26 protein-coding genes and 1 tRNA gene are annotated in these 24,894 nt (G+C 34.0%); 20 read left to right on the forward strand and 7 right to left on the reverse strand.

Annotated features, from left to right (window positions below):
• Nucleotides 1-40: 40 nt before the first annotated feature.
• A complete protein-coding gene (locus AC07UM_RS05050) occupies nucleotides 41-400 on the forward strand; it encodes a DUF4260 domain-containing protein (protein WP_494684694.1) in 360 nt (119 codons plus the stop codon).
• 4 nt (nucleotides 401-404) lie between these two features.
• Here the strand turns inward: AC07UM_RS05050 and AC07UM_RS05055 are convergent, their stop codons facing one another.
• Complete coding sequence (locus AC07UM_RS05055) at nucleotides 405-1,175, reverse strand: hypothetical protein (RefSeq protein WP_494684695.1); 771 nt, start codon at nucleotides 1,173-1,175, stop codon at nucleotides 405-407.
• A 196-nt stretch (nucleotides 1,176-1,371) separates the two neighbouring features.
• Nucleotides 1,372-1,641 carry a 30S ribosomal protein S15 gene (rpsO, locus tag AC07UM_RS05060; RefSeq protein ID WP_034692246.1) on the reverse strand — a complete coding sequence of 90 codons (270 nt, stop codon included), beginning with the start codon at nucleotides 1,639-1,641 and terminating at the stop codon, nucleotides 1,372-1,374.
• 173 nt (nucleotides 1,642-1,814) lie between these two features.
• On the opposite strand from rpsO, the gene AC07UM_RS05065 reads away from it, so the two are divergent.
• From AC07UM_RS05065 to AC07UM_RS05100, 8 genes are all read left to right on the forward strand, one after another.
• A complete protein-coding gene (locus tag AC07UM_RS05065; RefSeq protein WP_494684696.1) occupies nucleotides 1,815-2,363 on the forward strand; it encodes a pyruvate decarboxylase in 549 nt (182 codons plus the stop codon).
• 508 nt (nucleotides 2,364-2,871) lie between these two features.
• Complete coding sequence (locus AC07UM_RS05070; RefSeq protein ID WP_494684697.1) at nucleotides 2,872-3,012, forward strand: bacteriocin-like protein; 141 nt, start codon at nucleotides 2,872-2,874, stop codon at nucleotides 3,010-3,012.
• 30 nt (nucleotides 3,013-3,042) lie between these two features.
• Complete coding sequence (locus tag AC07UM_RS05075; RefSeq protein ID WP_410494243.1) at nucleotides 3,043-3,189, forward strand: bacteriocin-like protein; 147 nt, start codon at nucleotides 3,043-3,045, stop codon at nucleotides 3,187-3,189.
• A gap of 146 nt (nucleotides 3,190-3,335) precedes the next feature.
• Nucleotides 3,336-3,485, forward strand: coding sequence for a bacteriocin-like protein (locus tag AC07UM_RS05080; RefSeq protein WP_494684698.1), 150 nt, complete (start codon nucleotides 3,336-3,338; stop codon nucleotides 3,483-3,485).
• Nucleotides 3,486-3,505: 20 nt separating this feature from the next.
• Nucleotides 3,506-3,667 carry a hypothetical protein gene (locus tag AC07UM_RS05085; protein WP_153816331.1) on the forward strand — a complete coding sequence of 54 codons (162 nt, stop codon included), beginning with the start codon at nucleotides 3,506-3,508 and terminating at the stop codon, nucleotides 3,665-3,667.
• A 165-nt stretch (nucleotides 3,668-3,832) separates the two neighbouring features.
• Nucleotides 3,833-5,155 carry a magnesium transporter gene (gene mgtE / locus AC07UM_RS05090; RefSeq protein WP_103235130.1) on the forward strand — a complete coding sequence of 441 codons (1,323 nt, stop codon included), beginning with the start codon at nucleotides 3,833-3,835 and terminating at the stop codon, nucleotides 5,153-5,155.
• A gap of 26 nt (nucleotides 5,156-5,181) precedes the next feature.
• A complete protein-coding gene (locus AC07UM_RS05095) occupies nucleotides 5,182-5,919 on the forward strand; it encodes an ABC transporter substrate-binding protein (protein WP_494684699.1) in 738 nt (245 codons plus the stop codon).
• Between the two features lie 224 nt (nucleotides 5,920-6,143).
• Nucleotides 6,144-6,611, forward strand: coding sequence for a cupin domain-containing protein (locus AC07UM_RS05100; RefSeq protein ID WP_494684700.1), 468 nt, complete (start codon nucleotides 6,144-6,146; stop codon nucleotides 6,609-6,611).
• Nucleotides 6,612-6,720: 109 nt separating this feature from the next.
• Here the strand turns inward: AC07UM_RS05100 and AC07UM_RS05105 are convergent, their stop codons facing one another.
• Together AC07UM_RS05105 and AC07UM_RS05110 are read right to left on the reverse strand one after the other, a co-directional pair.
• Nucleotides 6,721-7,170 carry a GAF domain-containing protein gene (locus AC07UM_RS05105; RefSeq protein ID WP_103235133.1) on the reverse strand — a complete coding sequence of 150 codons (450 nt, stop codon included), beginning with the start codon at nucleotides 7,168-7,170 and terminating at the stop codon, nucleotides 6,721-6,723.
• 12 nt (nucleotides 7,171-7,182) lie between these two features.
• Nucleotides 7,183-8,610, reverse strand: coding sequence for a nicotinate-nucleotide adenylyltransferase (locus AC07UM_RS05110; protein ID WP_109738820.1), 1,428 nt, complete (start codon nucleotides 8,608-8,610; stop codon nucleotides 7,183-7,185).
• Nucleotides 8,611-8,664: 54 nt separating this feature from the next.
• On the opposite strand from AC07UM_RS05110, the gene AC07UM_RS05115 reads away from it, so the two are divergent.
• The 10 genes from AC07UM_RS05115 to AC07UM_RS05160 all read left to right on the forward strand — a co-directional run bounded on the left by AC07UM_RS05115 (nucleotide 8,665) and on the right by AC07UM_RS05160 (nucleotide 18,935).
• On the forward strand, nucleotides 8,665-9,432 hold the full coding sequence (locus tag AC07UM_RS05115; protein ID WP_494684701.1) for an MBL fold metallo-hydrolase: 768 nt from the start codon (nucleotides 8,665-8,667) through the stop codon (nucleotides 9,430-9,432).
• Nucleotides 9,433-9,525: 93 nt separating this feature from the next.
• Nucleotides 9,526-9,605 (forward strand) — tRNA-Leu (locus tag AC07UM_RS05120).
• Between the two features lie 551 nt (nucleotides 9,606-10,156).
• Nucleotides 10,157-11,662 (forward strand): tetratricopeptide repeat protein, encoded by a 1,506-nt coding sequence (locus tag AC07UM_RS05125; protein WP_494685220.1) that lies wholly within the window; start codon nucleotides 10,157-10,159, stop codon nucleotides 11,660-11,662.
• 449 nt (nucleotides 11,663-12,111) lie between these two features.
• Nucleotides 12,112-13,224: an MBL fold metallo-hydrolase gene (locus AC07UM_RS05130; RefSeq protein WP_494684703.1), complete on the forward strand. Its 1,113-nt coding sequence runs from the start codon at nucleotides 12,112-12,114 to the stop codon at nucleotides 13,222-13,224.
• A gap of 6 nt (nucleotides 13,225-13,230) precedes the next feature.
• On the forward strand, nucleotides 13,231-14,019 hold the full coding sequence (locus AC07UM_RS05135) for a helix-turn-helix domain-containing protein (protein WP_494684704.1): 789 nt from the start codon (nucleotides 13,231-13,233) through the stop codon (nucleotides 14,017-14,019).
• A gap of 15 nt (nucleotides 14,020-14,034) precedes the next feature.
• Nucleotides 14,035-14,853, forward strand: a complete 819-nt coding sequence (locus AC07UM_RS05140) for an SDR family oxidoreductase (RefSeq protein ID WP_494684705.1) — start codon at nucleotides 14,035-14,037, stop codon at nucleotides 14,851-14,853.
• Nucleotides 14,854-14,864: 11 nt separating this feature from the next.
• Nucleotides 14,865-15,692 carry an SDR family oxidoreductase gene (locus AC07UM_RS05145; protein WP_494684706.1) on the forward strand — a complete coding sequence of 276 codons (828 nt, stop codon included), beginning with the start codon at nucleotides 14,865-14,867 and terminating at the stop codon, nucleotides 15,690-15,692.
• A 36-nt stretch (nucleotides 15,693-15,728) separates the two neighbouring features.
• Nucleotides 15,729-16,556: an SDR family oxidoreductase gene (locus AC07UM_RS05150; RefSeq protein WP_494684707.1), complete on the forward strand. Its 828-nt coding sequence runs from the start codon at nucleotides 15,729-15,731 to the stop codon at nucleotides 16,554-16,556.
• A 198-nt stretch (nucleotides 16,557-16,754) separates the two neighbouring features.
• Nucleotides 16,755-17,333 carry a Crp/Fnr family transcriptional regulator gene (locus tag AC07UM_RS05155; RefSeq protein ID WP_494684708.1) on the forward strand — a complete coding sequence of 193 codons (579 nt, stop codon included), beginning with the start codon at nucleotides 16,755-16,757 and terminating at the stop codon, nucleotides 17,331-17,333.
• A 954-nt stretch (nucleotides 17,334-18,287) separates the two neighbouring features.
• Nucleotides 18,288-18,935, forward strand: a complete 648-nt coding sequence (locus AC07UM_RS05160; RefSeq protein ID WP_494684709.1) for a complement C1q domain-containing protein — start codon at nucleotides 18,288-18,290, stop codon at nucleotides 18,933-18,935.
• A 515-nt stretch (nucleotides 18,936-19,450) separates the two neighbouring features.
• On the opposite strand, the gene AC07UM_RS05165 is transcribed toward AC07UM_RS05160, so the two are convergent.
• Complete coding sequence (locus AC07UM_RS05165) at nucleotides 19,451-19,951, reverse strand: hypothetical protein (RefSeq protein ID WP_494684710.1); 501 nt, start codon at nucleotides 19,949-19,951, stop codon at nucleotides 19,451-19,453.
• A gap of 60 nt (nucleotides 19,952-20,011) precedes the next feature.
• A complete protein-coding gene (locus AC07UM_RS05170; RefSeq protein WP_494684711.1) occupies nucleotides 20,012-20,605 on the reverse strand; it encodes a hypothetical protein in 594 nt (197 codons plus the stop codon).
• A 631-nt stretch (nucleotides 20,606-21,236) separates the two neighbouring features.
• On the opposite strand from AC07UM_RS05170, the gene AC07UM_RS05175 reads away from it, so the two are divergent.
• Entirely contained in the window at nucleotides 21,237-22,640 is a 1,404-nt protein-coding gene (locus AC07UM_RS05175; RefSeq protein ID WP_494684712.1) for a phage tail-like protein, read from the forward strand.
• Between the two features lie 176 nt (nucleotides 22,641-22,816).
• On the opposite strand, the gene AC07UM_RS05180 is transcribed toward AC07UM_RS05175, so the two are convergent.
• Entirely contained in the window at nucleotides 22,817-24,535 is a 1,719-nt protein-coding gene (locus AC07UM_RS05180; protein WP_494684713.1) for a S41 family peptidase, read from the reverse strand.
• Nucleotides 24,536-24,894: the final 359 nt, after the last annotated feature.

Consider the following 24,894-nt stretch of genomic DNA (forward strand, 5'->3'; position numbering starts at 1 on the left):
TAACTTCCTATTAAAATAAGGATAGACCAGCACAATTACAATGAAAATACAATTAAAGCTTGAATACGCAGCATTTCTATTGTTAGGAATATATGCTTTTGCCCAAACAGAATATTCATGGTGGTGGTTTGCAGGACTTTTTCTGGCTCCCGATATTTCCATGTTGGGATATACGGTTAATAATAAAGTCGGAGCTGTTTCCTATAATGTCTTCCATCATTTTGGATTGGCTATTATCGTTTATCTTGCCGGAACAGCCTTATCTCTACCCTATTTACAAATGATTGGAGCGATATTATTTTCTCATTCAGCTTTTGACAGAATTCTGGGCTATGGATTGAAATATCCGGACAGCTTTCAGAATACGCACCTTGGGAAAATCGGGAGAAACAAGGAATAACTTATTATCCCCACCAGAACTGATTCAAATAGTAATATTCATTCTGATATTCTATAACAAAACAATCATCATAGAAAGTCTTATAAGAAAAAATCCGGGTGATTTCATAAACGAACAAAGAGTCTATTAAAATAAAAAGGGTATTTGAAAACGTTTTAGAGTTTTCTTCGTTATCATAGGTATCATGTAAAGACTTCATAATAAAATTTTTCAAAAGGCTTTTATAATCCACAATTGCAAGCTCATTAAGACTATCATTTATCTTAAGCTGAATTTCAGAGATGGCTTTTCCTTTATAAAACTCAAAGCTTTCAAAATAATTCCCACCAATAAACTTTCTTTCCATATAAGGATTTATGGCCATCAGGAAGCCTTCGATAAGATTCATTTTATAAGTTTCGTTCAAGACTCTATCTCTATAAGAATCCGGAATTTCATAATTATATTTTTCAAAAAACCTTAAAAGCTTGCCTGCTACCCAAAGAGACCGTGTACTTATGAATTCTCCTGGTTGTAATGGTAACAACTCTATTAAAAACCGATTAATATAAAATTCTTTTCCATAACCAAGATCATTTCTTTGTATCATATCAGACATATCATGATCAGTAACTACCACTTGATTATCATTCACTAATATCTCATTCAGGTTTTCATTAAAAAGGGTATAGCTGTAATATCCCTGAAGCGTTGCCTCTTTAATAATTACTTTATGCTCATCTTTAAAAAAATGTGAAAGGGCAGCCTGCTCTTTGTTTTTAAAACGTATTTTCATCTTATTACTTTTGGATGGGATTATGATTCCCATTTTGATACTGCAAAATAAAGAACGATGTACGCAGTCTTATTGCGTATAAATAAAAGAGTGAAAAAAATTTTGCTAGGGATAAGAATAGTACAGTAACTGATGTTTAGAAACAAAAAAAGCAACCTCTTTCGAAGTTGCTTTTTATTTTGAAAATCTTTATAGATTATTTTCTTAAACCTAGTTCAGCAATAATTGCTCTATATCTTGCGATATCCTTGTTTTTAAGGTAATCTAGTAAACTTTTTCTCTTACCTACCAATTTCACTAGAGATCTCTCTGTGTTGAAATCATGACGGTTAGCCTTTAAGTGCTGAGATAAGTGGTTGATTCTGAAAGTGAAAAGAGCGATTTGTCCTTCAGCACTCCCTGTGTCTTGTGCAGATTTTCCGTGCTTTGCGAAAATTTCCTGCTTTTTGTCTGTTGTTAAGTACATTCCAATATTGTTTAATGATTATTATGTAACGGGTGCAAAATTACGACTATTTTTTGATTCTGCAAACATTATTGATTTCATAAATCAAAATTGATAGAAAAAAATGTTAAAAATTTCTTAATAAATTATATGCAATCCAACGAAAAGGCAGTAATTTTGCATTCGAATTACAAATGAAAAAAATTATATTCTTTACAGCAATTGCTACTTTTTTATTGATCGGCGTTACTTCGGTAAAAGCTCAGAAATCTGCTGATGATAAAATAAAAAAAGTTCTCTACTTTAATCCCGAGGTAGAGCCTGATGTTGATGAGATAAAAGATCCTACCAACACGGCATTCTTTGATGTTATTTCTGATAATTTCAGCAGCAGAAGAAATAAAATACTCCGGGCAGAAGTTCAGGTTCCCTTTGACAGCATAGACAAACAGACTATTGTAGATTACTGCCTCAATAATGACGCAGATTTTGCTATTGTTTCCAAAGTAAGATATTTCAAAGTAGGTTTTGGAAAATATGTTTTCTCCAATCAGGTAGTGGTCAGCATGAAACTTTTTGGTGCTGACGGAAATCTTGTGACTGAAACAGACCATGATACCTATAGAAAAAATATGCGTTTACTGGGTTCTACAGTAAATTCTGTTAAAATAGGAACTGAAGGCGCTATAAAAGGGATCATTAAAAAACTGAGAAAACTGAAACCCACGGAGGCTGAGCTTTAAGTTTAAAGCTGGAATATAGGACCTTTGATTATCAATGGTCAATTTTGCTCCGCAAGCGTGAATTTGCTATGCATATTAATAGGCATATCAGCTCATCATTCATTCATAGACTACTTCCTGTAGAATATATACCCTTTAATCGATAATGTAAAGGCTTTCATTAGCTTAGTTTCATATTAAATCTAGCTCGATCTAGCTCGTTAGGAGAATTCAAATTTAAGGAGACTGAGCGGAAAGACATTGTAATAAATATCATCCGTTTTCAAAAATACCAATTCTTTAGAATATCCGGGCGGATCATATTGTCATAGAGTATGTATAAATGACCCATGTGCTGAGTTACAATAATTTTCATGTTAAATATTTGAGCACTTGTTTTATTTACAAACAGGTGCTTTTTATATTAAAAAACACTATAAACAACTGACTAACAATTAAATATTTTCACCAAATAAGGATTTATTAAATATTTTTTACTATTTTAGTGTACCATTAAAACTTAAATCATATGAAAAATCTAAAGAAGCTCAGTAGAGAAAAAGCAAAGCAGATTAACGGCGGATCTGTTGAAAGATGCAGTGATATCAATCCATGTACTGTAGGATGGTGCTGTAACGGGATTTGCTCACCATTTATCTGTCTTGAATAAACTTAACACTCAACTATAAAATAAAATCACATGAAAAATCTAAAAAAAATCAGTAGACAAGCACAAAAAGAAATCAAAGGCAGCGGGCCTTTCAAAAAATGTACAGAACATTACCAATGTCCGGGCGGATCATGTTGTCACAACATTTGTGTTCTGAATCCATGTCCTCTGGAATAATATATGATCATTACAGACACCTGCCCTTGTAGGTGTTTTTTATTTAAAAAATTAAATAAAAATTCAGTTTATGGTAAAATATTTCATTAACAAATGAATAATATAGAAATATTTATTATTTTAGTACAACATTAAATCTAAACTATATGAAAAACTTAAAGAAACTCAGCAGAGAAGCTGCCAAAAAAATTAATGGCGGTATCGGACCGTTCAGATGCAGCATAACAAGACCTTGCTCCGTTGGATATTGCTGTAATGGAGAATGCCTGGATCATGATTGTATGATAGAGCCTTAATCTTAAATATATTGATGATTATGAGAAATTCAAATCTTAAAAAGCTAAACAGACAGGAACAAAAAGGAATTAATGGGGGCGGAATAAAGAAATGTGGTAGCAATGCAGATTGCGGTCCATATCTATGCTGTACCAATAACGTCTGTGTATTCATTCCTACTTCAGAATGTGAACCCATTTAAAAGTATATTGGAATTTTAAAATTTAATTTTTTGAACATCCGCTTCGGTGGGTGTTTTTTTGGCCTTATACTGAAGGACTAAACTTTAATTAATCCTTAAATTTGCCAGTTTATGGCTTAGTCTTAAAAATTTGAATTATTTTTGCATATCCAAAAATTTCACGTTTTGAATTCTAGAGACGAACTTATCTTTAACCCTGCCGATATTGCCGAAACTCTCAGCGAACTTCATGCTGACGAGAGGCTGCTCGCGTTCCTGAAGGTTCCGAAAGAGTACAAAGCAGAAGTTTTTTCACACCTTGATCCTGATTTTCAGGAAGATACCATCAGAAGTATCGGAAGCGATGAAGTTTCTGAAATTCTGAATGCTATGACTCCGGATGACAGGACTGCTCTTTTTGAGGATTTTCCCGATGAGCTTATCAAGTATTCCATCAATCATCTTAATCCGCAGGAAAGAAGAATTGCTTTAAAGCTTCTTGGCTACAACTCTGATTCTATTGCCCGTCTGATGACGCCTTATTATATCCAGATCCGTAAGGAATGGACGGTAAAAAGATGTCTTCAGCAAATCAAAAAGGTAGGAAAAAGAGTGGAAACCATGAACTATCTGTATGTGGTGGATGAAAGAAACCGTCTGATTGATGATTTAGCTGTAGGAAGTTTACTGTTGGCCGAAGAAGATACTTTAGTGTCCGATCTTATGGACAACCATTTTGTGGCGATCACCACGATGACTTCCAAAGAAGATGCCGTTACTTATTTTGAAAAATATGACCGTTCAGCGCTTCCTATTATTACAGAATCGGGAGTTCTTGTAGGGATTGTAACGATTGATGATATCCTTGACCAGATTGAACAGCAAAACACTGAAGATATTCAGAAATTCGGGGGGCTTGAAGCCTTAGATTTACCGTATACCCAGACTTCTCTCATCGAAATGGTAAAGAAGAGAGGAATGTGGCTGATTATATTATTCTTTTCCGAAATGCTCACCGCATCGGCCATGGGATATTTCGAAGACGAAATCCAAAAAGCAGTGGTGCTGGCCCTATTTGTTCCGTTAATTATTTCCAGTGGCGGAAACTCTGGTTCACAGGCCGCAACGCTTATTATTAGAGCAATGGCACTTCAAGAAATCGGTTTAAAAGACTGGTGGTATGTCATGAAAAAAGAAATCTTCACCGGATTGTTTTTAGGAGGAATTTTGGGAATTATCGGTTTCTTAAGAATCATGGTCTGGCATGAAGCAGGCTTCTTCAGTTATGGTGCCCACTGGGTTTATGTAGGACTAAGTGTAGCCGTTTCTTTAGTATTGATCGTACTCTGGGGAACTCTCTCAGGGTCAATGGTTCCATTTATCTTAAAGAAATTAAAACTAGACCCTGCTACTTCATCTGCTCCTTTTGTAGCCACTCTTGTAGACGTTACGGGACTTATCATTTACTTTTCTGTAGCCGGACTTTTCTTAACGGGAAAACTTTTGTAATTTTAGGCATCATCTAACATGCCAATATGAAAATCGTTTCACTTGTACCCTCTATTACTGAGGCATTATTTGACCTTGGGCTTACTGAAAATGAAGTCATCGGGAGAACAAAATTCTGTATTCATCCTCAGGATAAAATACAAAATGTACCTGTAATCGGTGGGACCAAAAACATCAATATCGAGAAAATCAAAGCGCTGCAGCCAGATCTTATTCTTGCCAATAAGGAAGAAAATGTAAAAGATCAGGTGGAAGCTTTAATGGATGATTTCAAGGTAATGGTAACCCATGTGGAAACAATTGAAGACAATTATTACCTGCTTAAAAATCTCGGAAAACTTCTCGGAAAGGAAGACAGAGCACAACTTTTCAATCTCAAAATTTATGATATCCTGAATCAGGCAAAACTGGACAGTCCTATTAAAGTTGCCTATCTTATCTGGAAGAATCCTTATATGACAATTGGCTCAGATACCTTTATTCATAAAATTTTGTCAGAAATTGGTTTCGAAAATATTTTTAAGGATAAAACCCGTTATCCTCAAATTACCACTGAAGATCTGGCTGATGCTGATGTCATTATGCTTTCTTCCGAGCCCTTCCCATTTAAAGAAAAACATATTGAAGAACTGCAGGCTTTCTATCCTGACAAAAACATTATAATCGTAGATGGTGAGGCATTTTCCTGGTATGGAACGCATATTGCGAAATGTGAAAACTACTTTAAAGAATTGCTGGCAGAAGTACACCGTATGCAGCTCTGATTTTTTAGCGCAAAAGTTTTTTTGAAACGACTGAATGCTTGAAAACTACATTTACGTTTTTGAAAATTTCCGGTTTTCAAATTACAAATAAAAATAGTTTACATTTCATGGAATGGTAAATGCTGCCATTATATAGCGCCTCTGTCACAAAAATCGTTAATTTTGTTATTGTAAAATTTCTGGTACATTGACTGTACTACTGATCCATTAAATATTTAATACACATGGCTGATACGGTTATACTATCTGAAGGCGCAGAGTTTGATCACGTTATACAAGAAGTCTCAAAATATATTCATCTTTATGTAATGGCCTTTGAAAAGAATGAACGGACCATAACACAAGTAGATAGACGTGAAAATATGTATGGTGGAAACGGAACCGTATATATGGTACAGATGTTTGATCAGAAAGATTTGGCTAATAACCGTTTGGCGGCTTATATGGTTTTATTGAATAAGGGTGATGAATCCGGGTTTCACACGCACAATCAAAGAAATGAGCAGGAACTGTACGTGGTCATGCATGGAACCGGAGAATATCGTGAAAGAACCGGAACTGAAGGGCCAGTACGAAAGAAAATTCTTCAGAAAGGAGATATTACAGCCATCAGTTCAATAGGCTATCATTCTATTGAAAACACGGGAGACGAGCCTTTAATTATGTTTGTCATTACCACTTATCATTCATAATCTATGAAGGGCAAGGTTGGAAATCTTTGGCTCTACATTCTATTTCAATACGCTAAAAAAACTCCGACTATAAAAGCCGGAGTCTATATTATATCGTATTGAAATTCAATTACAAAATCTTGGAAACTTCCTTACAAAGCCATTCCAGCAATTCACGATCTTCACTGGTGAATGGGTCAACGGTATGAGAATCGATATCAATTTGACCGATATTTATTCCGTCTTTAAAAATAGGAACCACTATTTCTGCTTTTGTATCGATTGAACAGCTTAAATAGTTGCTTTCTTCATGCACATCAGGCACTACGAACGTTTCATTGGAAACCGCAACCTGACCGCAAATTCCTTTTCCGTAAGGAATAATAGTGTGATCGGTAGGAGCTCCTACATAAGGACCTAAGATCAGTTCCTCTTTATCTCCGTTTTTGAAATAGAAACCTGTCCAGTTGAAGTAAGAAATCTCCTGGTCCAACAGGTGGCATACTTTTTCAAGTTTTTCTTCTGTATTATGCTTAGGACTTTCAAGAATTGAGGAAAGTCTTTTCTTTAATTCTGACATTGTATATATTTTTTAAGAGAATTGTTTTAACGAAAGTTCTTCTTTATATCCAAACATTCCGCGCTCTTTGATCATTTCTGCAACTCCTTCCGGAACCTGGCTTTCCCAGCCTTTCACACAACATGCTATTTTTCTCAGTATTTCTCTGGAATAAATTTCCAGGAACTCCGGATTATAGTTCGTAATATCTACAATACGGTTGTTGTGCTTGAAATATTTGTATAATTCTTTCAGGTTTTCTTCTACTTTCAGATTTGAAGAATCCAGTAACTGGTGCGTTTCAGGATCTTTATAAGGATACAGATACACTCTCATTCCGTTTCTGAAAAACTTACCGAATGCTTCAAGAATTCCTCCTGACATATTTTTATAGTATTTCTCGTCAAATACCATCAATAGGTTATTTACCCCCATTGCGACTCCAATATCCCCACTTGTGTAAGAAGCGAAATAATCGATCAGTCTGTAATATTCGGAGAAATTTGAAATAATAACCGTGTATCCCAATTTACCCAAAATATCTACTCTATCCAGGAAATCCCTTTCATCAATGTCCCCGTCTGCTCTCAGATTGGAAATCGTTATTTCAATAAGGACTTCTGTTTCTTCATGGGTACAGATTGCATCTTTGAAAAACATATCCATACCGTTTTTAAGCATATCAATGTTTACTTTCGTTACCGGTCTAAAGCTTCCTCTTACCGCGAAAATATTTTTCTTGTACAAAACATCTGCCGGAAGCATATTATTCCCCTCTGAATTGAAGATCACCGCATCGGTCATTCCATTTTTTACCAATTGAAGGGACATCAGTCTGTTATCAACGTAGGCAAAAGCAGGTCCGCTGAAGTCTATCATATCAATTTCAAGGTTGTCTTTTGCAATATCGTCGTATAGAGATTCTACTAAAGTTCTTGGATTGTCAAAGTAATTGAAAGCCCCGAAAATAAGGTTTACCCCAAGGTTTCCTAAAGTTTCCTGTTGAAGGGTAGCATCATTTTCTTTGAATTTTACGTGGATTACGATCTCATTGTAATCTTCATTTTCTTTGGTCTGAAAACGGATTCCTACCCAGCCGTGGCCTTTTACAGTTTTGTCAAAATTGATGGTGGTTACCGTATTGGCGTAAGAAAAGAATTTTCTGTCGGGATTATTATCTCTGGAAATTCTCTCTTCAATCAAAGCGACTTCATATCGAAGCATTTTGCGAAGCCTGTTTTGGGTAACGTACCTATTTTTTACTTCTTTTCCGTAGATGGCATCACTAAAATCCTTGTCATAGGCAGACATTGCCTTTGCAATCGTACCGGAAGCTCCCCCTGCTCTAAAAAAGTGGCGAACAGTCTCCTGCCCTGCTCCAATTTCTGCGAAAGTACCATAAATAGCAGGATCTAGATTAATTGTTAATGCTTTTTGTTTAGGAGTTAGTTTCTGATACATTAGGACGTGAAATTTTTCGTAAATTTACCAAAATTAAACCAACCTCAAAAGAAAATGAAGTTGAAATTTTTAGGAACTGGTACTTCTCAAGGTGTACCCGTTATAGGCTGTACATGTGAAGTGTGTACTTCCGAAAATCCAAAAGACAAACGTTTGCGCTCTTCCGTGATGATCACTACGGAAGAAAATAAAAAAATACTGATCGACTGTGGTCCGGATTTCAGACAGCAAATGCTTACCAACCACGAACATAACGTAGATATTGCGTTGATTACTCATGAGCATAATGACCATGTAATCGGCTTGGATGATATGCGTCCACTGATTTTTAAAAGTGGAAAAGATGTTCCACTCTACTGCTATTCAAGAGTTGCTCATGAAATAAAAAACAGATTTCCTTACGCTTTTGCTGATGTAAGATATCCCGGAGCACCCGCTTTTGAGCTTCATGAGATTGAAAACAAACCGTTTCACGTTCTGGATACAGAAATCACTCCTGTGGAGGTGATTCACTATAAAATTACCGTTTTCGGATATAAGTTTAAAAACCTTGCTTACATCACAGATGCCGGCTTTATTTCAGAAACGGAAAAGGAAAAACTGAAGAATCTGGATGTTCTGATCTTAAACTGCATCAGGAAATTTGATCCTCACCCTGCCCATTTTATCCTTCCGGATGTGATCAGGCTGTTTGAGGAACTAAAACCTAAGCAATTATTCCTTACTCATATCAGCCACCATTTGGGACTGCATGATGTTGAAGATAAGGAGCTTCCTCCCGGAATGCACCTTGCCTACGATGGTTTGGAACTTAATTTTTAAAAAAAATTCTTCAAAAAGCTTTTGAACATTGAAAAAAGTTTATATATTTGCACACCAATTTGAAACAAACAACATGTTTGAACTCAACATCAAGCCCAGGTGGCGGAATTGGTAGACGCGCTGGTCTCAAACACCAGTTCTTAGGAGTACCGGTTCGATCCCGGTCCTGGGTACAAGACCGGAGGAAAGTGATAATTCACTTTTTCTCCGGTTTTTTTTATACTTCTAAATTACTGTTTATCTGCAAGATAAATGATAATAGAATAATAATCCTGGTGGTTCGACCAATATCTCCGTAAAATTCAAATTTTTCAGGAATTGACAGTTCCAACGGCTGTCCGATAGCCTGAGGTTCTACATTGTGCTTTCTGAGAATAGCATCACCCGCATTCCTGCTGAAACGGCCCCATTTGGTGAAGAATAACAGATTCGTTTTGAACTTTTATTTTTGAGTAACTGAAGTAATGTTATCCATTCGGAAAGATTAAATCCAAGGGGAATTTTTCATGGGAATGGAAAAAAGATAATCCAAAAGCAGGTATTCTTAGCGTTGAACAACAATTAAATGATGTACTTCATACTGAAGAATTAGAAGTTTACAAAGATTGCGATTAGCAACAATTTTAATAAAATATAATATTTTAATTATTATTTTATATGTTAATTTTAGATAGTGAAAATTAGATTTCTAGTTTAATTAATTATAATTATTATTAATTTTGCGATGATGATGATGATTAAAAAAATATTCTTCCCAATATTATTTATATTAGGTTTTAATTGTTTTTCCCAAGATGGAACTGTATCAGTTGAGATTGATCGTTTACTTACTTTATCTGACAATTATGTCAACAAGAATTTTGATAAGTCCTTATGGTTTACTGAAAAAGCACTTGACAAAGCTGAAAAAACACATGATTCTCGCAGAAAAATAGAAGCCTACTACTACATTGCACGATCTCAGGTTTTTTTTAGAAATTTTGAAAAAAGTTCAAAATATATTGATCTTGCTTTTCAATCTGATATAGTTAATAATGACCGTTTATTGCAAGCACGGTTTTTAGCCCTGCAGGCTGGATATTATTCCCGGATGACGTTATTAGAAGAATCGCTTCAAAATTATAATAAGGCACTACCTTTAGTAAAATCACATAATGATTTAGAGTCAAAATTAATACTTGCTTATTTGTATATAAATATTAGTGATTATTATACGGAAGTAAAAAATTATAAACTGGCTAATAAGTACGCGAATCAATCCATCGCCACTATTGAGAAGATTCCTTTAAAACAATACGCTTCGTCAAAACGAATTTACCAAAATAAAGCATTTATTTATTTCTATAAAAGCTGGCTTCTTTTAGAACAAAAAAAAACTACTGAGGCCTACCCTTTTATTCGAAAAGCATATGATCAAGCTTTAAAAGACAAAATAGATTATATGGCTCTGTTCTATGAAATTTATGGTGATTATTATTTCCAGAAAAAAGATTTTCATACTGCCATTGAATTTTATTTGAAGGCTATAGACAATAAAAAAAAATTTAACCAGTTTTCCGCAAATGTTGATTCTAAGGCAGCTGTGGTATATAAAATGCTTGGAGATAGTAAAAATGAAATTTATTATTTGAAAAAAGCAGAAGACAGGCGTCGGCTTGATCTTAAGGAGTATAATAAAACTTTTCAGAAAGAATTAAACAGAGAGTTAGCTAAAAAACAGATAAAAGATGATGATAAGCAAATCGAAAGCTATATCATTACCTTGATTATATCTTTGGTTTTTTCTCTGTTATTGATAATTGTAATTGTAAAATATCAGATAATAAGAAAGAAGAAAAAGAGAATTATAAAAGAACAAATGCTTAAACTCACTATTAAAGAATCAGAAATAAATGAAAAGATAATTGAAATTGAAAATTTGCAACAAAAAGTTAATAATTCTTTTGCTGAATTAAGTGATATGGTTGTAAATAATGATTCTAACTTTTGGGGACGTTTTCAGGAAGTACACCCTGATTTTGTAAAAAAGATGCAAGAAATTAATCCCAGCCTGAAAACTTCTGAAATTATCTTTTGCTCCTATATTTATTTAGGTTTTACAAGTAAAGAAATTGCAACATATACTTTTAAGTCGATCAGAACTATTGAAAACAACAGATATAATCTTAGGAAAAAATTAGGGCTAAATTCATCCGAAGATTTTACATTATGGATGAGAAAAGCATACTAATAATCACTAAATATCGAAAGTATTGCTTAGGTCTTTATTAAAAGACAGGATTGAGTGAGTGATTTTTGTTTTCATTTTTTGTGATGGATTGTAGAAAATTTATTTTCAACCGTTGGGCAAATGGAAAGAATTTATTTATTTTATTTTTCTCTTGCTAAAACATTATTACCCAAGTATGATGTAACAGATATCTAATAATTTCTCTGAAATTGAATACATATACAGATAAAATGGTAGTGTAAAAATTTTCATTTATTATTATTCAAAATACTATTTCGAGTGCTTTTTTGCAATAAAATATCAGTAGGTTAAGAAAAGAAGGTTCTTCTATTTTATAATCAATATTTTAAATAAGTTATTCTAAATTTGAGCTCTACAGGAAACTAAATTTGAACTTTTAAGGAAACCTTATAACTTATTTCCGTATTAATTTTGTACTGAAAAAAGAGATGAAAGCGACAAAAGTTTCTAAAGCTTTGAAAAGGGTTATAACTGTGTTTGCTGTTTTCATGATATTAGCAATATTCATTATGATGCATCCGCTATTTGGAAAACGGCCGTCGGGCAAAAGACTGGAAAGTATAAAGCAATCACCACAGTTTAAAGAGGGTAAATTTCATAATAGAAATCATACCCCTCAGATCACACAAAGTCTGCATGTGGCATTGTATGATTATTTCTTTGATAAGTCGAAAGAAATCAGGCCTAAGGAGGTTATTCCATCAAAAATGATTGACTGGAAACAGCTTTCAAATGACCAGACATCTTTAGTCTGGCTGGGGCATTCCTCTTATTTTCTTAAAGTGGATGGTAAAAATATTTTGGTCGATCCTATATTAAGCGGAAGTTCATCGCCTATTCCTGGCAGTGGCAAAGCTTTCAAAGGCTCCGATGTTACCACTGCTGAAGATCTGCCTGATATAGATTACCTTTTTATTTCACATGATCATTACGATCATATGGATTATACGACATTAATAAAGCTGAAAGACAAAGTAGGAAAAGTAATTGTTGGCTTAGGAGTAGGTTCCCATTTGGAACATTGGGAATATCAGCCGGAACAGATTATTGAAAAAGACTGGTGGGAAACAGTGGATCTGGGAGAAGGGTTTTCGGCAGTAGTAACGCCAGCACGTCATTTTTCCGGCCGAAGCATTTGGTCCGCAAATACACTTTGGGCTTCCTATGTCCTGCAGACTCCGTCCAAAAAACTGTATTTAGGTGGTGACAGCGGTTATGATGTGCATTTCAAAGAAATCGGAGACCAGTTTGGTCCTTTTGATCTTGCAGTTTTGGAAAACGGGCAATATGATCTGAGTTGGAAATATATTCACATGATGCCCGAAGAAGTTATTCAGGCAGCCCGGGATTTGAATGCAAAAGTATTGCTTCCAGTACATTCATCTAAATTTGTATTGGCCAATCATTCCTGGTATGAACCTTTGGAGCGTATAAGCAAAAGAGCTTTACAACAGGAGCAGCCTATTATAACCCCTTTAATTGGTGAGGTTGTAAATCTCAATAATCTATATACAAAACCAACCTATTGGTGGAAAAGATAAACAACAATGAAACAGGCAGAAGATTTACATGGTATTCAGTGCCATTGCTATACAAAAAGTAGCAAGGCTGGTGAACAATTCATCACTGAACATGGTATTTCATTCATTGTCTCAGGTGAAATGGAGGCCTATGACGGAACGACCAAACATTTATACAGGAAGGGCGACGTGGTACTGTACAGGAAAAATGCTTTGGTCCGATTTGTAAAATATCCATATCAGGAAGAGAGTTTTGAAGCGATTTCCATTATTCTGGATGAAGCTCTTTTAAAATCATTTTCTGAACAGCATCAAATATTTTCTGAAGGAAACCCGAAAGAAAACCTGTTTACATTACAACAGGATGAGCTGATTCAGGCTTATTTTAAAGGACTTGAAGCCTGGTTTGGTAATAAAATCAGTGCTGAATTAGCCACCATTAAAAAGAAGGAAATGATTCATTTACTGTTACGAAATAAGAAAGAGTTTAAAAACATATTATTTCATTTCGGGATGCCGGGGAAAATCAATCTCGAAGCTTTTATGAATACCCATTTCCGTTTCAATGTGCCTTTATCGCAGCTTGCTTTTTTAACAGGACGGAGCCTGGCAACTTTTAAACGTGATTTTGAGAAGCTCTTTCAAATGCCTCCTCATAAATGGATGCAGCAGAAACGATTGGAGGAAGCTTATTATTTAATTGAAAATAAAAAAATGAAAGTTAAAGATGTCTATCTGGAGGTTGGCTTTGAAACCCTTCCACATTTTTCATATGCTTTCAAGAACCACTTTGGAATAAATCCATCTCAACTTTAATTTAAAATATCACATATGAACAAGACCGTTTTAATTACGGGCTCTTCCACAGGAATAGGGAGAGCCACAGCCCTTCTTTTTGCCCAAAATGGATGGAATGTAGCCGCAACAATGCGTACTCCTGAAGCTGAAAAAGAATTGGACCAACTGGAAAATGTATTGGTAACGTATTTGGATCTGGAGAATGTATCATCCATTGAAAATAGTATCCAGGAAGCTGTAAATCGTTTCGGAAAAATTGATTTAGTAGTAAATAACGCTGCTTTTGGTCAGTATGGATTATTTGAAGCTTTACAAACTGAACAAATTGAAAAGCAATTCCGTGTCAATGTTTTTGGAACTATGAATGTAATTCGTGCTGTTCTTCCACATTTCAGAGCACAGCAAGAGGGAAGCATTATCAACGTAAGTTCTGCAGGGGGAAGAATCGGCATTCCATTGATTTCAATGTATGTGTCTTCAAAATTTGCACTGGAAGGTTTCTCTGAAGCGTTATCTTATGAGTTGGCTTCACAGAATATAAGCCTGAAACTGGTAGAACCTGGAGGGGTCTCCACACCTTTCCATGAAACCTCAGCCAATTTTTTTGCAGTAAATCCCGAATTAACAAGTTACAATGAATTCAGTGAAGCTGCATTGGCCAAGCTGGGAAAAATGGGTGAAGATATGTCAACTGCTGAACAGGTGGCTGATGAGATTTTCAAGGCAGCTACAGACAATTCCGACCAGTTCCGGTATGTCGTAGGAAAGGATGCAGAAAGCTGGATCCAAGACCGGACGTCCATGGATGATTTGACTTTTACCAGACACATGCGTCAATTATTTAATTCATAATCTCCTACAGCATGGCAAAGACTATTTTAATCACGGGAGCTTCCAGTGGTATTGGTAAGGCGGCAGCTTTGCTTTTTTCTGAGAAAGGCTGGAATGTTATTGCTACCATGCGGAAGGTTACTGACGCTGAAGATTTAAAGCCGATACATAATATTTTAATTGCTCCGTTAGACATTACACAGATAGAAAGTATAGAAAGTGCAATCCGTATTGCTGTTGAAAAATTTGGTATCATTGATGTGCTGCTCAACAATGCGGGATATGCCCAATATGGAATTTTTGAATCTTTATCTGATGAGCAGATCAGAAATCAATTTGAAGTAAATGTTTTTGGAACGATGAATGTTACGAAATCTATATTGCCTACTTTCCGAAATCAGGGGGAAGGTATGATTGTCAATATTACTTCAGGCAGCGGGCGGTTCTCAGTACCTTTGATGTCATTGTACAATGCCAGCAAATTTGCTTTGGAAGGCTTTTCTGAGTCCCTTTCGTATGAACTGGCATCACAGAATATTGTAGTAAAGATTATTGAGCCAGGGAATACTTCCTCGAATTTCCATCATACATTGGAAGAAAGTACAGCTGATACTTCTGTACCAGATGAATATACTCAATATATTCAGCATTTGAACTCCAAAATGGAAACTCTACGAAAAAACGCTTCCATCACCAGTTCCGAGCCTCTTGATATTGCGGCTACAATATACAATGCAGTAACTGACGGGACTAAAAAGCTTCGTTATATTTCCGGAAAAGATATCCAGCCCATTATTGAGATGCGGACATCCGGATCAGAAGAAGAATATATGAAATTTATGAAAAATCTTTTTTCCTGATTCAACTCATTTAAAAAAATATAAAAACTTAATTAAATGAATAAAACAATTTTTATCACCGGAGCATCATCCGGAATAGGCCAGGCAACAGCCCAATATTTTGCAGCACAGGGATGGAATGTTGTGGCTACCATGCGTAATCCTGAAAAACAAGACGTTCTAAAAGACAATGACAAAATGCTTGTTTTGAAACTTGATGTGGAACACCCGGAAACGTTCAACGGAATTGTAGAAACCGCTGTTTCTCATTTCGGTAAAATTGATGTTCTCATGAACAATGCAGGTTATGGACAGCATGGGCTTTTTGAAGCTACTACTTCAGAACAGATTCATCGGCAGTTTTCAGTAAATCTTTTTGGAACTATGGAAATTACAAGAGCTTTACTGCCTTATTTTCGTGCACAAAAAAGTGGAAATATTATCAGCATTACCTCAGGAGTGGGGCGTGTAACGGTTCCCCTTGTATCGGTTTATGCTGCATCTAAATTTGCTTTGGAAGGGTTCTTTGAATCTCTTTCATTTGAATTGGCTTCCCAGAATATCAACGTAAGAATCATTGAACCCGGAAATATTGCAACTAATTTTGAACAAACCACGAAAGCAAATTTTGCAGAAGATCAAACATTAACTGATTATGCAAGTTATCTGAAACAGATGGATGAGGTATTTCAGGGTATCTATAGTAGTGGAGGTTCTACGGCTACTGATGTAGCAGAAACAATTTTTAAGGCAGCTACTGATGAAAGTAATACACTGCGTTACGTTATCGGTTCAGATTTACAGCCACTCATTGATATCAGGAATGGAGGAAGTGATGAAAACTATATGAATGTCCTAAGAGATACCTTTGTTCCAAAAATTTAGGTTGCTTAAAAAAATCAGAAACTTATTCATCAATTTTAAAAGTAAATACATTTGAACGATCCATTAGCAGATATCTGTTAATGGATTTTTTCCATATAACAGGTTAATTGATGGATGGAAAATATGATAGAACCAAAAAGTTCTATTTCTTTGTATTTAATTTGTGAATTATATCTAAGAACTTAAACTATCATTACGATGTTCGAAATCTTTGTCAAATACCTTACCGATAAAATTATTCTTTCAAATAAGGAAATTCACCTGATAGAATCTGTATGCAGTCCCAAAAAATTAGTAAAAAAGCAATTTTTATTGCAGGAAGGGGACGTTTGCCGATACAATGCCTTTGTATGTAGTGGATTATTGAAAACTTTTTCTGTAGCAGAAAATGGCTCTCAGCATATTATCAATTTTGCCTCTGAAAACTACTGGGCAGGAGATCGAGACAGTATGATAAACGGAACCACTTCACGGTTTAATATTGATGCAATAGAAGCTACAGAATTAATTCTGATAGAGAAGACTGATTTTGATGATATTTGTTTGGAAATTCCTCAATTAAGCCAGCTGGTTAGCCATATTATCCAGAGAAGTCTGATTGTCTCCCAAAGTAGGATCCTTGCCAATTTGAGTTTTACCGCGGAAGAAAAATATGAAAACTTTCTTGAAAAATATCCGCATATTGTCAACAGAATTCCTCAGCATATGATTGCTTCATACATCGGAATTACACCCGAAACCCTTGCCAGATTACGCAGAAAGAGAGTGAAGAAATAATTATATTTAAAAATCTTTTCAGCATATTGTATAATTTCTGTCTGTATTTCAGCTATTGATATTCATCCATATAGTTTTACAGGTTCAAATCTCGTCCTATCCATAATCTACATGACACCATAATCGGTAGTTTTAGTATAACAATATTACTAACTCATGTACTATGATAATTTCTGCTTCTTTAAAGAAGGTACATTTTAATCTGAGTGTATTAATTCTTTTTACAACGCTTCTCAATTTATAAAATCATTACCTCAACCAAATTTACATCGTCGTCAGATTGATTTTGAGAGAAACGAAAAAAGATGTTCTTTACTACATACCGATATATAAACAACTGATGAATTGAAAACTTTCATTTTTACCAATAAATAGAGACACTGTGGAACAATTGGAACACATATATCGTAATGATTTGAAAATCAATTTTTTATTTTTAATTACGAATCATAGAGTAGTAATTGAGTACTTTGAAATTTTGCAATTTTTTAATAAAAAAAGTAATCTTGCACAATTAATAACCAAAAACTCTTAGCTGAATTTTTAAATTCAAAACATTTTGTAATTAATAACATTTTAAATCTTCTTGTTTCTATATGCAAGCCTATACGTAAACTTTAAAATAAAAAAATGAAAATTTCTTCCCATATAAGATCAAGTCAAATAACCATTAGGTATTGACTATTAAGGATACGGATATATCTGTTTAATTTAAAGATAAGATTATTTCCAAGGAAAATATTTATTACTCTTTGTATTATTTTCATACGCTTTATATCCACAAATAGGACTCAACACCCAAATGCATTACGCTACATTAGAGGTGAAAGGAAAATCTACAAGCACAACTATAATAAAACTTTAAACGAACAGCCATCATTTAAAAGAAGGCTCAACATACAAAAATCAATTGATTTTTGTATTCAATTTTGCTAATTCAAAATTTTACATATCATGAATAGAAATTTTATTTTACTATTAACACTATTATTTGTTAATATGTTTCATTCACAAGTTGGGATTAATACAAATACACCAACGAAAACGTTAGATGTAAATGGAGAGACAAGAATCAGGGTATTGCCTCAAGCTACTGCAATAAACAATTCAAATCTTCTGATTTCTGATACTAACGGTAATGTATCACAAATTAATCCTAATGTATTAACAGCCAATCTAAAAATCCCTCAAACAGTATTAAGTGTGAAACTTAACACCCCTAATCCTACTCCATTCCTAGGTGGACAAGTAATAAATACTGTTATTTTTGATACTGTGGACATCAGCCCTTCACCTAGTCTGGGCACATGGAATTCATCTACAAATACTTTTACAGTACAAACTCCCGGGGTTTATCAGATTTCAGCAAGTATTCTTTTATCTAACTTTACTGGTTCCAGTGCGAGTTTCGCTATTGTAACTACTGGTTATACACAAAGCTCAGGAGGGCTGGTTTTATCTGGCAATCAATACACGGTTAACCAAGTTTTGTCATTAAAATTACAGCAGGGAGATACTATAAAATGTCAGGTCAATACCGGAGATCCTAATTCTTTTAATGAAAAAACTGCAATAATGTCCATAATTTACACTCCTTTATAAAGTAATAAATGCTGTATATAGAGTATTTATTATTGAATTTGTCAGATCAAATAATACTATTCACAATTAACTTTTTCATTTCGAAAATTGGAAAAAATTTTCACAAATCAAACTGTTTTGAACTTTTACAATCTGGTTTGCAGAACTCATAAGAACAAAAATACTAAACGTTTCGATATTTCTTCCGGTTATGGGTACAAAAAACCTCTGAAATCATTTGATTTTCAGAGGTTTATTTTTAGGGTAGCTAAACGGGCGGCTGATTTTTTTATCTAATTTATAAATCGTTTTTTGAGACTTAGTTTTTATCCATATCAAACGGAAGAGGTATTGTCTAAGTGTGGGATAAAAATGGGTGATGGTTCAATTTTCGAACAAATGAAGTCGATGCTTTTTAAGATTGCTAAAATTAAATAAAACAGTGTGAAATTAGAGGCATACCAATGTTTCAAATAATTCAATTTTGTAATTAACTTCGCATTTTGTCAATATACTGTTATCTGCAGTATATTTTATTATTTAATTTCAAATTTTATTGGTTCGCTCCATAGAATTTCATATTTTTTGTTTTCGACTTTTTCCCAGTAAGATTTAAAAGAATAATATTTATTTGGAAAAAAAATTTTTTTATATCCAATTTTGAAATAATTACTTTTTGAATTATGGTTTTTTGTCACCAGTAATTTATATTTTTCAGAAGTATTTTTTTCAAACTTTATATATACGGGAAAGTTAGAATCACATTTAAAAGTTTCAAACGAAAAATCATCGTTGTCAAGTATGAAGTTGCTATTGAATGAGCAACTCATAATTCCATATAATTTATTATTATTTTTATTTTTTATAAATTGAATTTCGACTTCTTGACCAATTTTTTCAGGATGGTATTCTTTTAAATATTGATTATTATTTCGATTTAAATTTATATTCACAGTTTTAATATCCATTTTTAATTCTGGTTTTTCTTTGCAAGAAAATATTAAAAATGACATCAATAAAAATAGTGGAATTCTCATTTGGAATAAGGATTTTGTGATATTGAAGATAACTTTCAAATTTACGCATGGCAAGATAATCTATGGATTTAGCGCACAATTTTTTCCATTTGATATTTCTTTGTAAGCATTTATAAACGCAAAAATTTCAGGTTTCCCTTCAATATGATTGCAACGTGGAATTTGATTTGAATTTTTCTTAATAAACCTTCTCAATTTATTCCAGAACTTATCTGTGGATTTCTCGGCTTCAGTTCCAATAATTTTATAATGATTTCTTATCCATTCAATACCTGAAATCGGAGTTTCCTTATCATCAATTTGTATTGTTAAGCGAAAAATTTTAGTACAACTTGTGCCAAAATATGGAGTTCTTCTTTGACTTGGTGAGTTTTCTATCCAACCATTCCATGGATTTTCAATAAATTGATTTTCATTTTCAATCGGTAGTTTTCCGCTAGGAATATGCCATAAAGAATATTGACATGTTTTAGGAATGCATTCCTCTCCTAAAAATTGATCTTTTTCAATATCATTCAAAATATCCCATTGAGATTTTGCAATCCATTCATTTTTTCCAGTCGATACTAAGAATGCAATATCTTTTTCTAAATTTAAAAATTCATTTAAGATTTTTATATCTTTTTTTTCTAAATAAATTGGAATCCAAGCCATATTCTTATTTTTTTCCGTTTGTTTAAATCTAGTAGCAGATAACATCCAAATATATGAATTGCATTTATCTAAAAAATCTGCTTACGTCAATATTTTTTGAAAATTACAGATCGTTTTTTGATATTGTATTTATAACCTGCCTATTTACGAAGATGTTCATCGCAAAGGAATTCAAAATAAACTTCGTGTTCTTCAAAAATTGAGTCTAATTATAATTATTTTATATGCTTACTTTTTTTCAAAATCATTCAACAACAATCTTATATTTCCTCTTATTATTTTATCATTATTAAATAACTTGCCATCAAACCCAAATGATTTATAGAATAGAATTAGCTATACTTTTACAAAAGGTTAGATAAAATAATGACATTCAAAACTCTGTTTTCACAAATTTGGCAGCTAGCCATTATAAACGAAAAACTCAAAACGTCTGTTATCCTACTCTTTTCCCCTTTTTACTTCTGTAGATATTATTGTATAAAAATGCAGTATTTCTACGTATCGCATAAATTTCAAAATTAGAATAAATTTGTACCCTTGATTTACAGACACTTACTGAAATACATTTTCTAAAAACACAATCAATTAAAAACAATGACAAGAAATTAAAAACTAAATAACCAGCAACATGAAAATCAAACAATTTTATTCTCTGATCGCATTATTATGCATAGTAGTGATGGCACATGCACAGGTAGGGATCAATACACCCAATCCACAGGCAACTTTAGATGTTACCGGATCTACAAGTACAAGCATGAAAGATGGTATTCTACCTCCTAGAATTTCTAAACAACAGTTAGCAGATAAAGATCCGGGAACTTACGGAATTGCACAAACAGGAGCCTTCGTTTATATCACAGACATCACTGATCCTATCGGTGTACCCCCACCCCCAAGTGTAGCAGAGGTTGGCAGTATTCATAATATTGGATATTACTATTTTACTGGATTCCAATGGGTTCCCTTTTCAATGAACCTTTATAATATAGACGGGAGTCTTTCAGGAAACAGAGTGGTGACACAAGATGCCCATTCTCTGGCATTCACTACGACAACTACTAACGGTTTTTCAGTTGGCGGGTCTACGTTTTCAGTGGATGGGGCTAATGACAGAATAGGAATAGGAACTGCTGCCCCTCAGACAAAATTTCATGTAGTTTCTACTCTTCCAAGTTTAAACCGATATAATCTGATTGATGCTACAGCCGGAACAAACCAATACGGAATTGTAGCTTTAAGAAACACTTCTCCTTTGGCTACGGGAAATTATTCGTTACTAGGTTTTACCAATAACGGGCCTTCTTCCGGAGGAGCCAATTGGGCAGTAGGATCTGTCCGTACAGGGGCAACACTTACCAATGGTTCAGAAGAGCATTTCTATATTGGAAACTCTGTTGGCGGAGGTTTAGTCGAAAGAATGAGAATCAATCCCATATCAGGAAATATTGGAATCGGGACTTCCGCTGCAACCAATAAACTTCATATCAATGCTATAAACCCTATAAGACTTGAAGGGCTGCAGCCAGCTTCAGGAACTACAGGCAGTTTAACAATAAGCGGTACCGGCGTTGTACAATTACAAAACTCAACGACCATCAGTGCTGCAAGAGGTACCGGAACAGTATCGATTACATCAAACAATACTTTTACCAATACGGTCCCTTCCGCTAAAAATTTTGACAATCTTAGTGAAATGATGGGAAATAGTTTCATACCGTCTTCTACAGGATTGTATAAGGTTGATTTTAGCATTAATTATCCTCAAAGAGCAGCATCAGAAGATGATGGAGATGGTTATTTAGGATATGCCCAGATCAGTTTGGACGGAGTTCAGCAGTCGTTTACCAATACTAAAGTTACTTTACCTGAAGCCAACGGAGCTTCATCATTCGTTACCTGTATTAATTCTACTTTAGTAAAAATGAACGCAGGCCAGATTCTTTCATTTCAAGCCCTATCTTTCGGGTCAACACCGAATCCAACGACTATTCTAGCTCCTTTTACAATTACTGTAGTTCGTATTGATTAATCATTCAAACAAAATAAAAACAGGTAAAAAAGTTTCCATTTACCTCTTATCAGGCAAAATTCTATCAACACAAATAAAAAAGTAAGAACACCTGCGCTTTGTAAGTGTTCTTACTTTTTCATGTAAATAATCTGTGTAAAAAGAAATATCTTTTAGTCTTCACCTTCCTCATATCTTTAGTCAAGTCCTTTCAAAACCCTCTCAAGTTCAAGGTCCCTCTTCTGAAGAATGTCATCATCAGAATACTTTATATATTCATTGATTCTTACTCCTATTTTTTGGGTTTGAGAACCGTCGTAATAGAAAATACCATTGCCTGTAAATTCAAGATCATAGCCTCCGGGGAGTTTTATCGTTCTGATATCCCCATCTGCTCCTGCTGTTCTTTGACCAATAGTTTGGGCCTGAGGAAAAATATTCTGAAGATTCATTGTATTCCACTCACTCATGCTAAGGGTTTCTGGGTTGACAATCATAAAAACTTTACCTTTATAAGGATGAATGGTTTTATTTTTAAGATCAGGATAGTAAGTTCCAAATTCTTCATAACTGATGGGAATATAAGTTCCAATATTTTTTGGATTGGGTTTATAATATTTTCCAAAATGGTTTTCCACAGGGGAGAAATACTTGTAGACATAATGAAATACAAAGCCGCCCCAGTCCGGATATCCTCTCATATCAAAGACCATAACCTTTTTCGATGATGCTTCTTTGAAAATAGAATCCATATGCTCATCCAGCTTATCATCAGGAATATTATTGGTGAAAGCAAAAACATCATGGATTTTAAAGTAGGCAATATCTTTATGCTCTATTGTATACTGCTGCTTCAAACGGGCTTTGTTCTGGATATATTCCGTCACAATAGCTCGCTGTTGTTTATCTGAAAAATTAACAAACTCTGTGTCTGCAAGATGGGTATTATTATCCTTTGACTGTATCTCTAAATTTTTACGAGCCAGATCATCAGGCCAGATCAGATTTTTCTGAAAATCCGAAATCAGATACAAAAACGTTTCAGGGTTGGAAGTGGAAAATAGCTCTCTCTTTTCTTTAATAATCTCACGGATGCTTTTACCATTGACCTTCGTTATTCTATCTCCCACATGGATATTGGCTTTGGAACAGATTTCAGGTAATAGAAGATGGGTAACCAATACATGATCATTCATCAGCACATAATCGAAAGGTGGAAAATATAACCGGTGGAAAATTGCATTTTTATAATTCAGCTGATCATAAAATCTGAAAGAATGGGTGTCTTCCATTGTAGAAACTACTTTTGCCAGAATGATCTCAAAGTCTTTTCTTGAAGTACAACGGATAGTCTGATCTACCCAATTCGAGAAATAGGTTTCAGCATTTTTATCCATCAGATACTTGTGGGGATACAAATAGTCAATAGTCCCTTGTAGTTTTGCTAATGCCAGCAAGCGGTATGCTAATGGGAGATTTTCATCTTTTTTGAATTCGTTTGTTTTAGAATCAGCTATTTTATCTTTCTTTTCGACCTCAGTAATGAATCTATGATGGTAGATATCATTCAATAATGTTCTATTTTCCGGGCTGATGTTTTTATTTTTCTGATACCATTTAAAGTTTTGATTGACAGACAATATATCTTTTGGATGATCAGTAACTGGAGTGCTGGAAAACTTATTATTTAGATTTCCTGACAAAAGAGTGATGATTGAATTTTCATTTGTTTTTTCATTCACTTTCCCGACAGTTTCCAAAAACAGACTGTCAGCATCTTTTTTGCCGCCAGCAACATCAGGGTGATAATATTTTATGAAATTCCAGGTCTTCATAAAATAGGTATAGTTATCTTTTTGGCCGTAAATCGTCGAATGAATAGCCATCACAAAAAACACTATAAAAATATTCTTCATTTACTTGAATTTGTGATGTAAAATACACTTTTAAAAGAATATTTTCATATTTAGTTTGAATTTTAAAAGAAAATAGTATTAAAAGGCTTTATAGTCTTTTTGAGTTTAATTGTATGGTAATCTTTTCTTTACTAAATGAATGAAATTTTCATTACATTCTTTAAAATGTAAGTACGGATTCATAGAATTACCAGAATTTTGAATAAAGATTGTATCATTAGAAAACATTCCACCAATACCATTCTTAAAATTTAAATATGTCACCTTACTTTCTTTAGCTAATCTTACGGTTCCTCGTATTCTTTTACCTTTGTTAATGTCAAAAACAAAATGATTCATTGTGTCAATTTTCAAGGAAA

This window comes from Chryseobacterium sp. GW821-FHT04C04 (assembly GCF_059420365.1).

Excerpts from the sequence above, each read along its gene's own strand:
- AC07UM_RS05145 (WP_494684706.1), top strand. The coding sequence starts at position 14,865 with ATGGCAAAGACTATTTTAATCACGGGAGCTTCCAGTGGTATTGGTAAG.
- AC07UM_RS05100 (WP_494684700.1), top strand. The coding sequence starts at position 6,144 with ATGGCTGATACGGTTATACTATCTGAAGGCGCAGAGTTTGATCACGTT.
- AC07UM_RS05055 (WP_494684695.1), bottom strand. The coding sequence starts at position 1,175 with ATGAAAATACGTTTTAAAAACAAAGAGCAGGCTGCCCTTTCACATTTT.
- AC07UM_RS05170 (WP_494684711.1), bottom strand. The coding sequence starts at position 20,605 with ATGGCTTGGATTCCAATTTATTTAGAAAAAAAAGATATAAAAATCTTA.
- AC07UM_RS05175 (WP_494684712.1), top strand. The coding sequence starts at position 21,237 with ATGAAAATCAAACAATTTTATTCTCTGATCGCATTATTATGCATAGTA.
- AC07UM_RS05050 (WP_494684694.1), top strand. The coding sequence starts at position 41 with ATGAAAATACAATTAAAGCTTGAATACGCAGCATTTCTATTGTTAGGA.
- AC07UM_RS05155 (WP_494684708.1), top strand. The coding sequence starts at position 16,755 with ATGTTCGAAATCTTTGTCAAATACCTTACCGATAAAATTATTCTTTCA.
- AC07UM_RS05110 (WP_109738820.1), bottom strand. The coding sequence starts at position 8,610 with ATGTATCAGAAACTAACTCCTAAACAAAAAGCATTAACAATTAATCTA.
- AC07UM_RS05125 (WP_494685220.1), top strand. The coding sequence starts at position 10,157 with ATGATGATGATGATTAAAAAAATATTCTTCCCAATATTATTTATATTA.
- AC07UM_RS05160 (WP_494684709.1), top strand. The coding sequence starts at position 18,288 with ATGAATAGAAATTTTATTTTACTATTAACACTATTATTTGTTAATATG.
- AC07UM_RS05150 (WP_494684707.1), top strand. The coding sequence starts at position 15,729 with ATGAATAAAACAATTTTTATCACCGGAGCATCATCCGGAATAGGCCAG.
- AC07UM_RS05105 (WP_103235133.1), bottom strand. The coding sequence starts at position 7,170 with ATGTCAGAATTAAAGAAAAGACTTTCCTCAATTCTTGAAAGTCCTAAG.
- AC07UM_RS05085 (WP_153816331.1), top strand. The coding sequence starts at position 3,506 with ATGAGAAATTCAAATCTTAAAAAGCTAAACAGACAGGAACAAAAAGGA.
- AC07UM_RS05130 (WP_494684703.1), top strand. The coding sequence starts at position 12,112 with ATGAAAGCGACAAAAGTTTCTAAAGCTTTGAAAAGGGTTATAACTGTG.
- AC07UM_RS05075 (WP_410494243.1), top strand. The coding sequence starts at position 3,043 with ATGAAAAATCTAAAAAAAATCAGTAGACAAGCACAAAAAGAAATCAAA.
- AC07UM_RS05080 (WP_494684698.1), top strand. The coding sequence starts at position 3,336 with ATGAAAAACTTAAAGAAACTCAGCAGAGAAGCTGCCAAAAAAATTAAT.
- AC07UM_RS05065 (WP_494684696.1), top strand. The coding sequence starts at position 1,815 with ATGAAAAAAATTATATTCTTTACAGCAATTGCTACTTTTTTATTGATC.
- AC07UM_RS05135 (WP_494684704.1), top strand. The coding sequence starts at position 13,231 with ATGAAACAGGCAGAAGATTTACATGGTATTCAGTGCCATTGCTATACA.
- AC07UM_RS05165 (WP_494684710.1), bottom strand. The coding sequence starts at position 19,951 with ATGAGAATTCCACTATTTTTATTGATGTCATTTTTAATATTTTCTTGC.
- rpsO (WP_034692246.1), bottom strand. The coding sequence starts at position 1,641 with ATGTACTTAACAACAGACAAAAAGCAGGAAATTTTCGCAAAGCACGGA.
- AC07UM_RS05070 (WP_494684697.1), top strand. The coding sequence starts at position 2,872 with ATGAAAAATCTAAAGAAGCTCAGTAGAGAAAAAGCAAAGCAGATTAAC.
- AC07UM_RS05115 (WP_494684701.1), top strand. The coding sequence starts at position 8,665 with ATGAAGTTGAAATTTTTAGGAACTGGTACTTCTCAAGGTGTACCCGTT.
- AC07UM_RS05095 (WP_494684699.1), top strand. The coding sequence starts at position 5,182 with ATGAAAATCGTTTCACTTGTACCCTCTATTACTGAGGCATTATTTGAC.
- AC07UM_RS05140 (WP_494684705.1), top strand. The coding sequence starts at position 14,035 with ATGAACAAGACCGTTTTAATTACGGGCTCTTCCACAGGAATAGGGAGA.
- AC07UM_RS05180 (WP_494684713.1), bottom strand. The coding sequence starts at position 24,535 with ATGAAGAATATTTTTATAGTGTTTTTTGTGATGGCTATTCATTCGACG.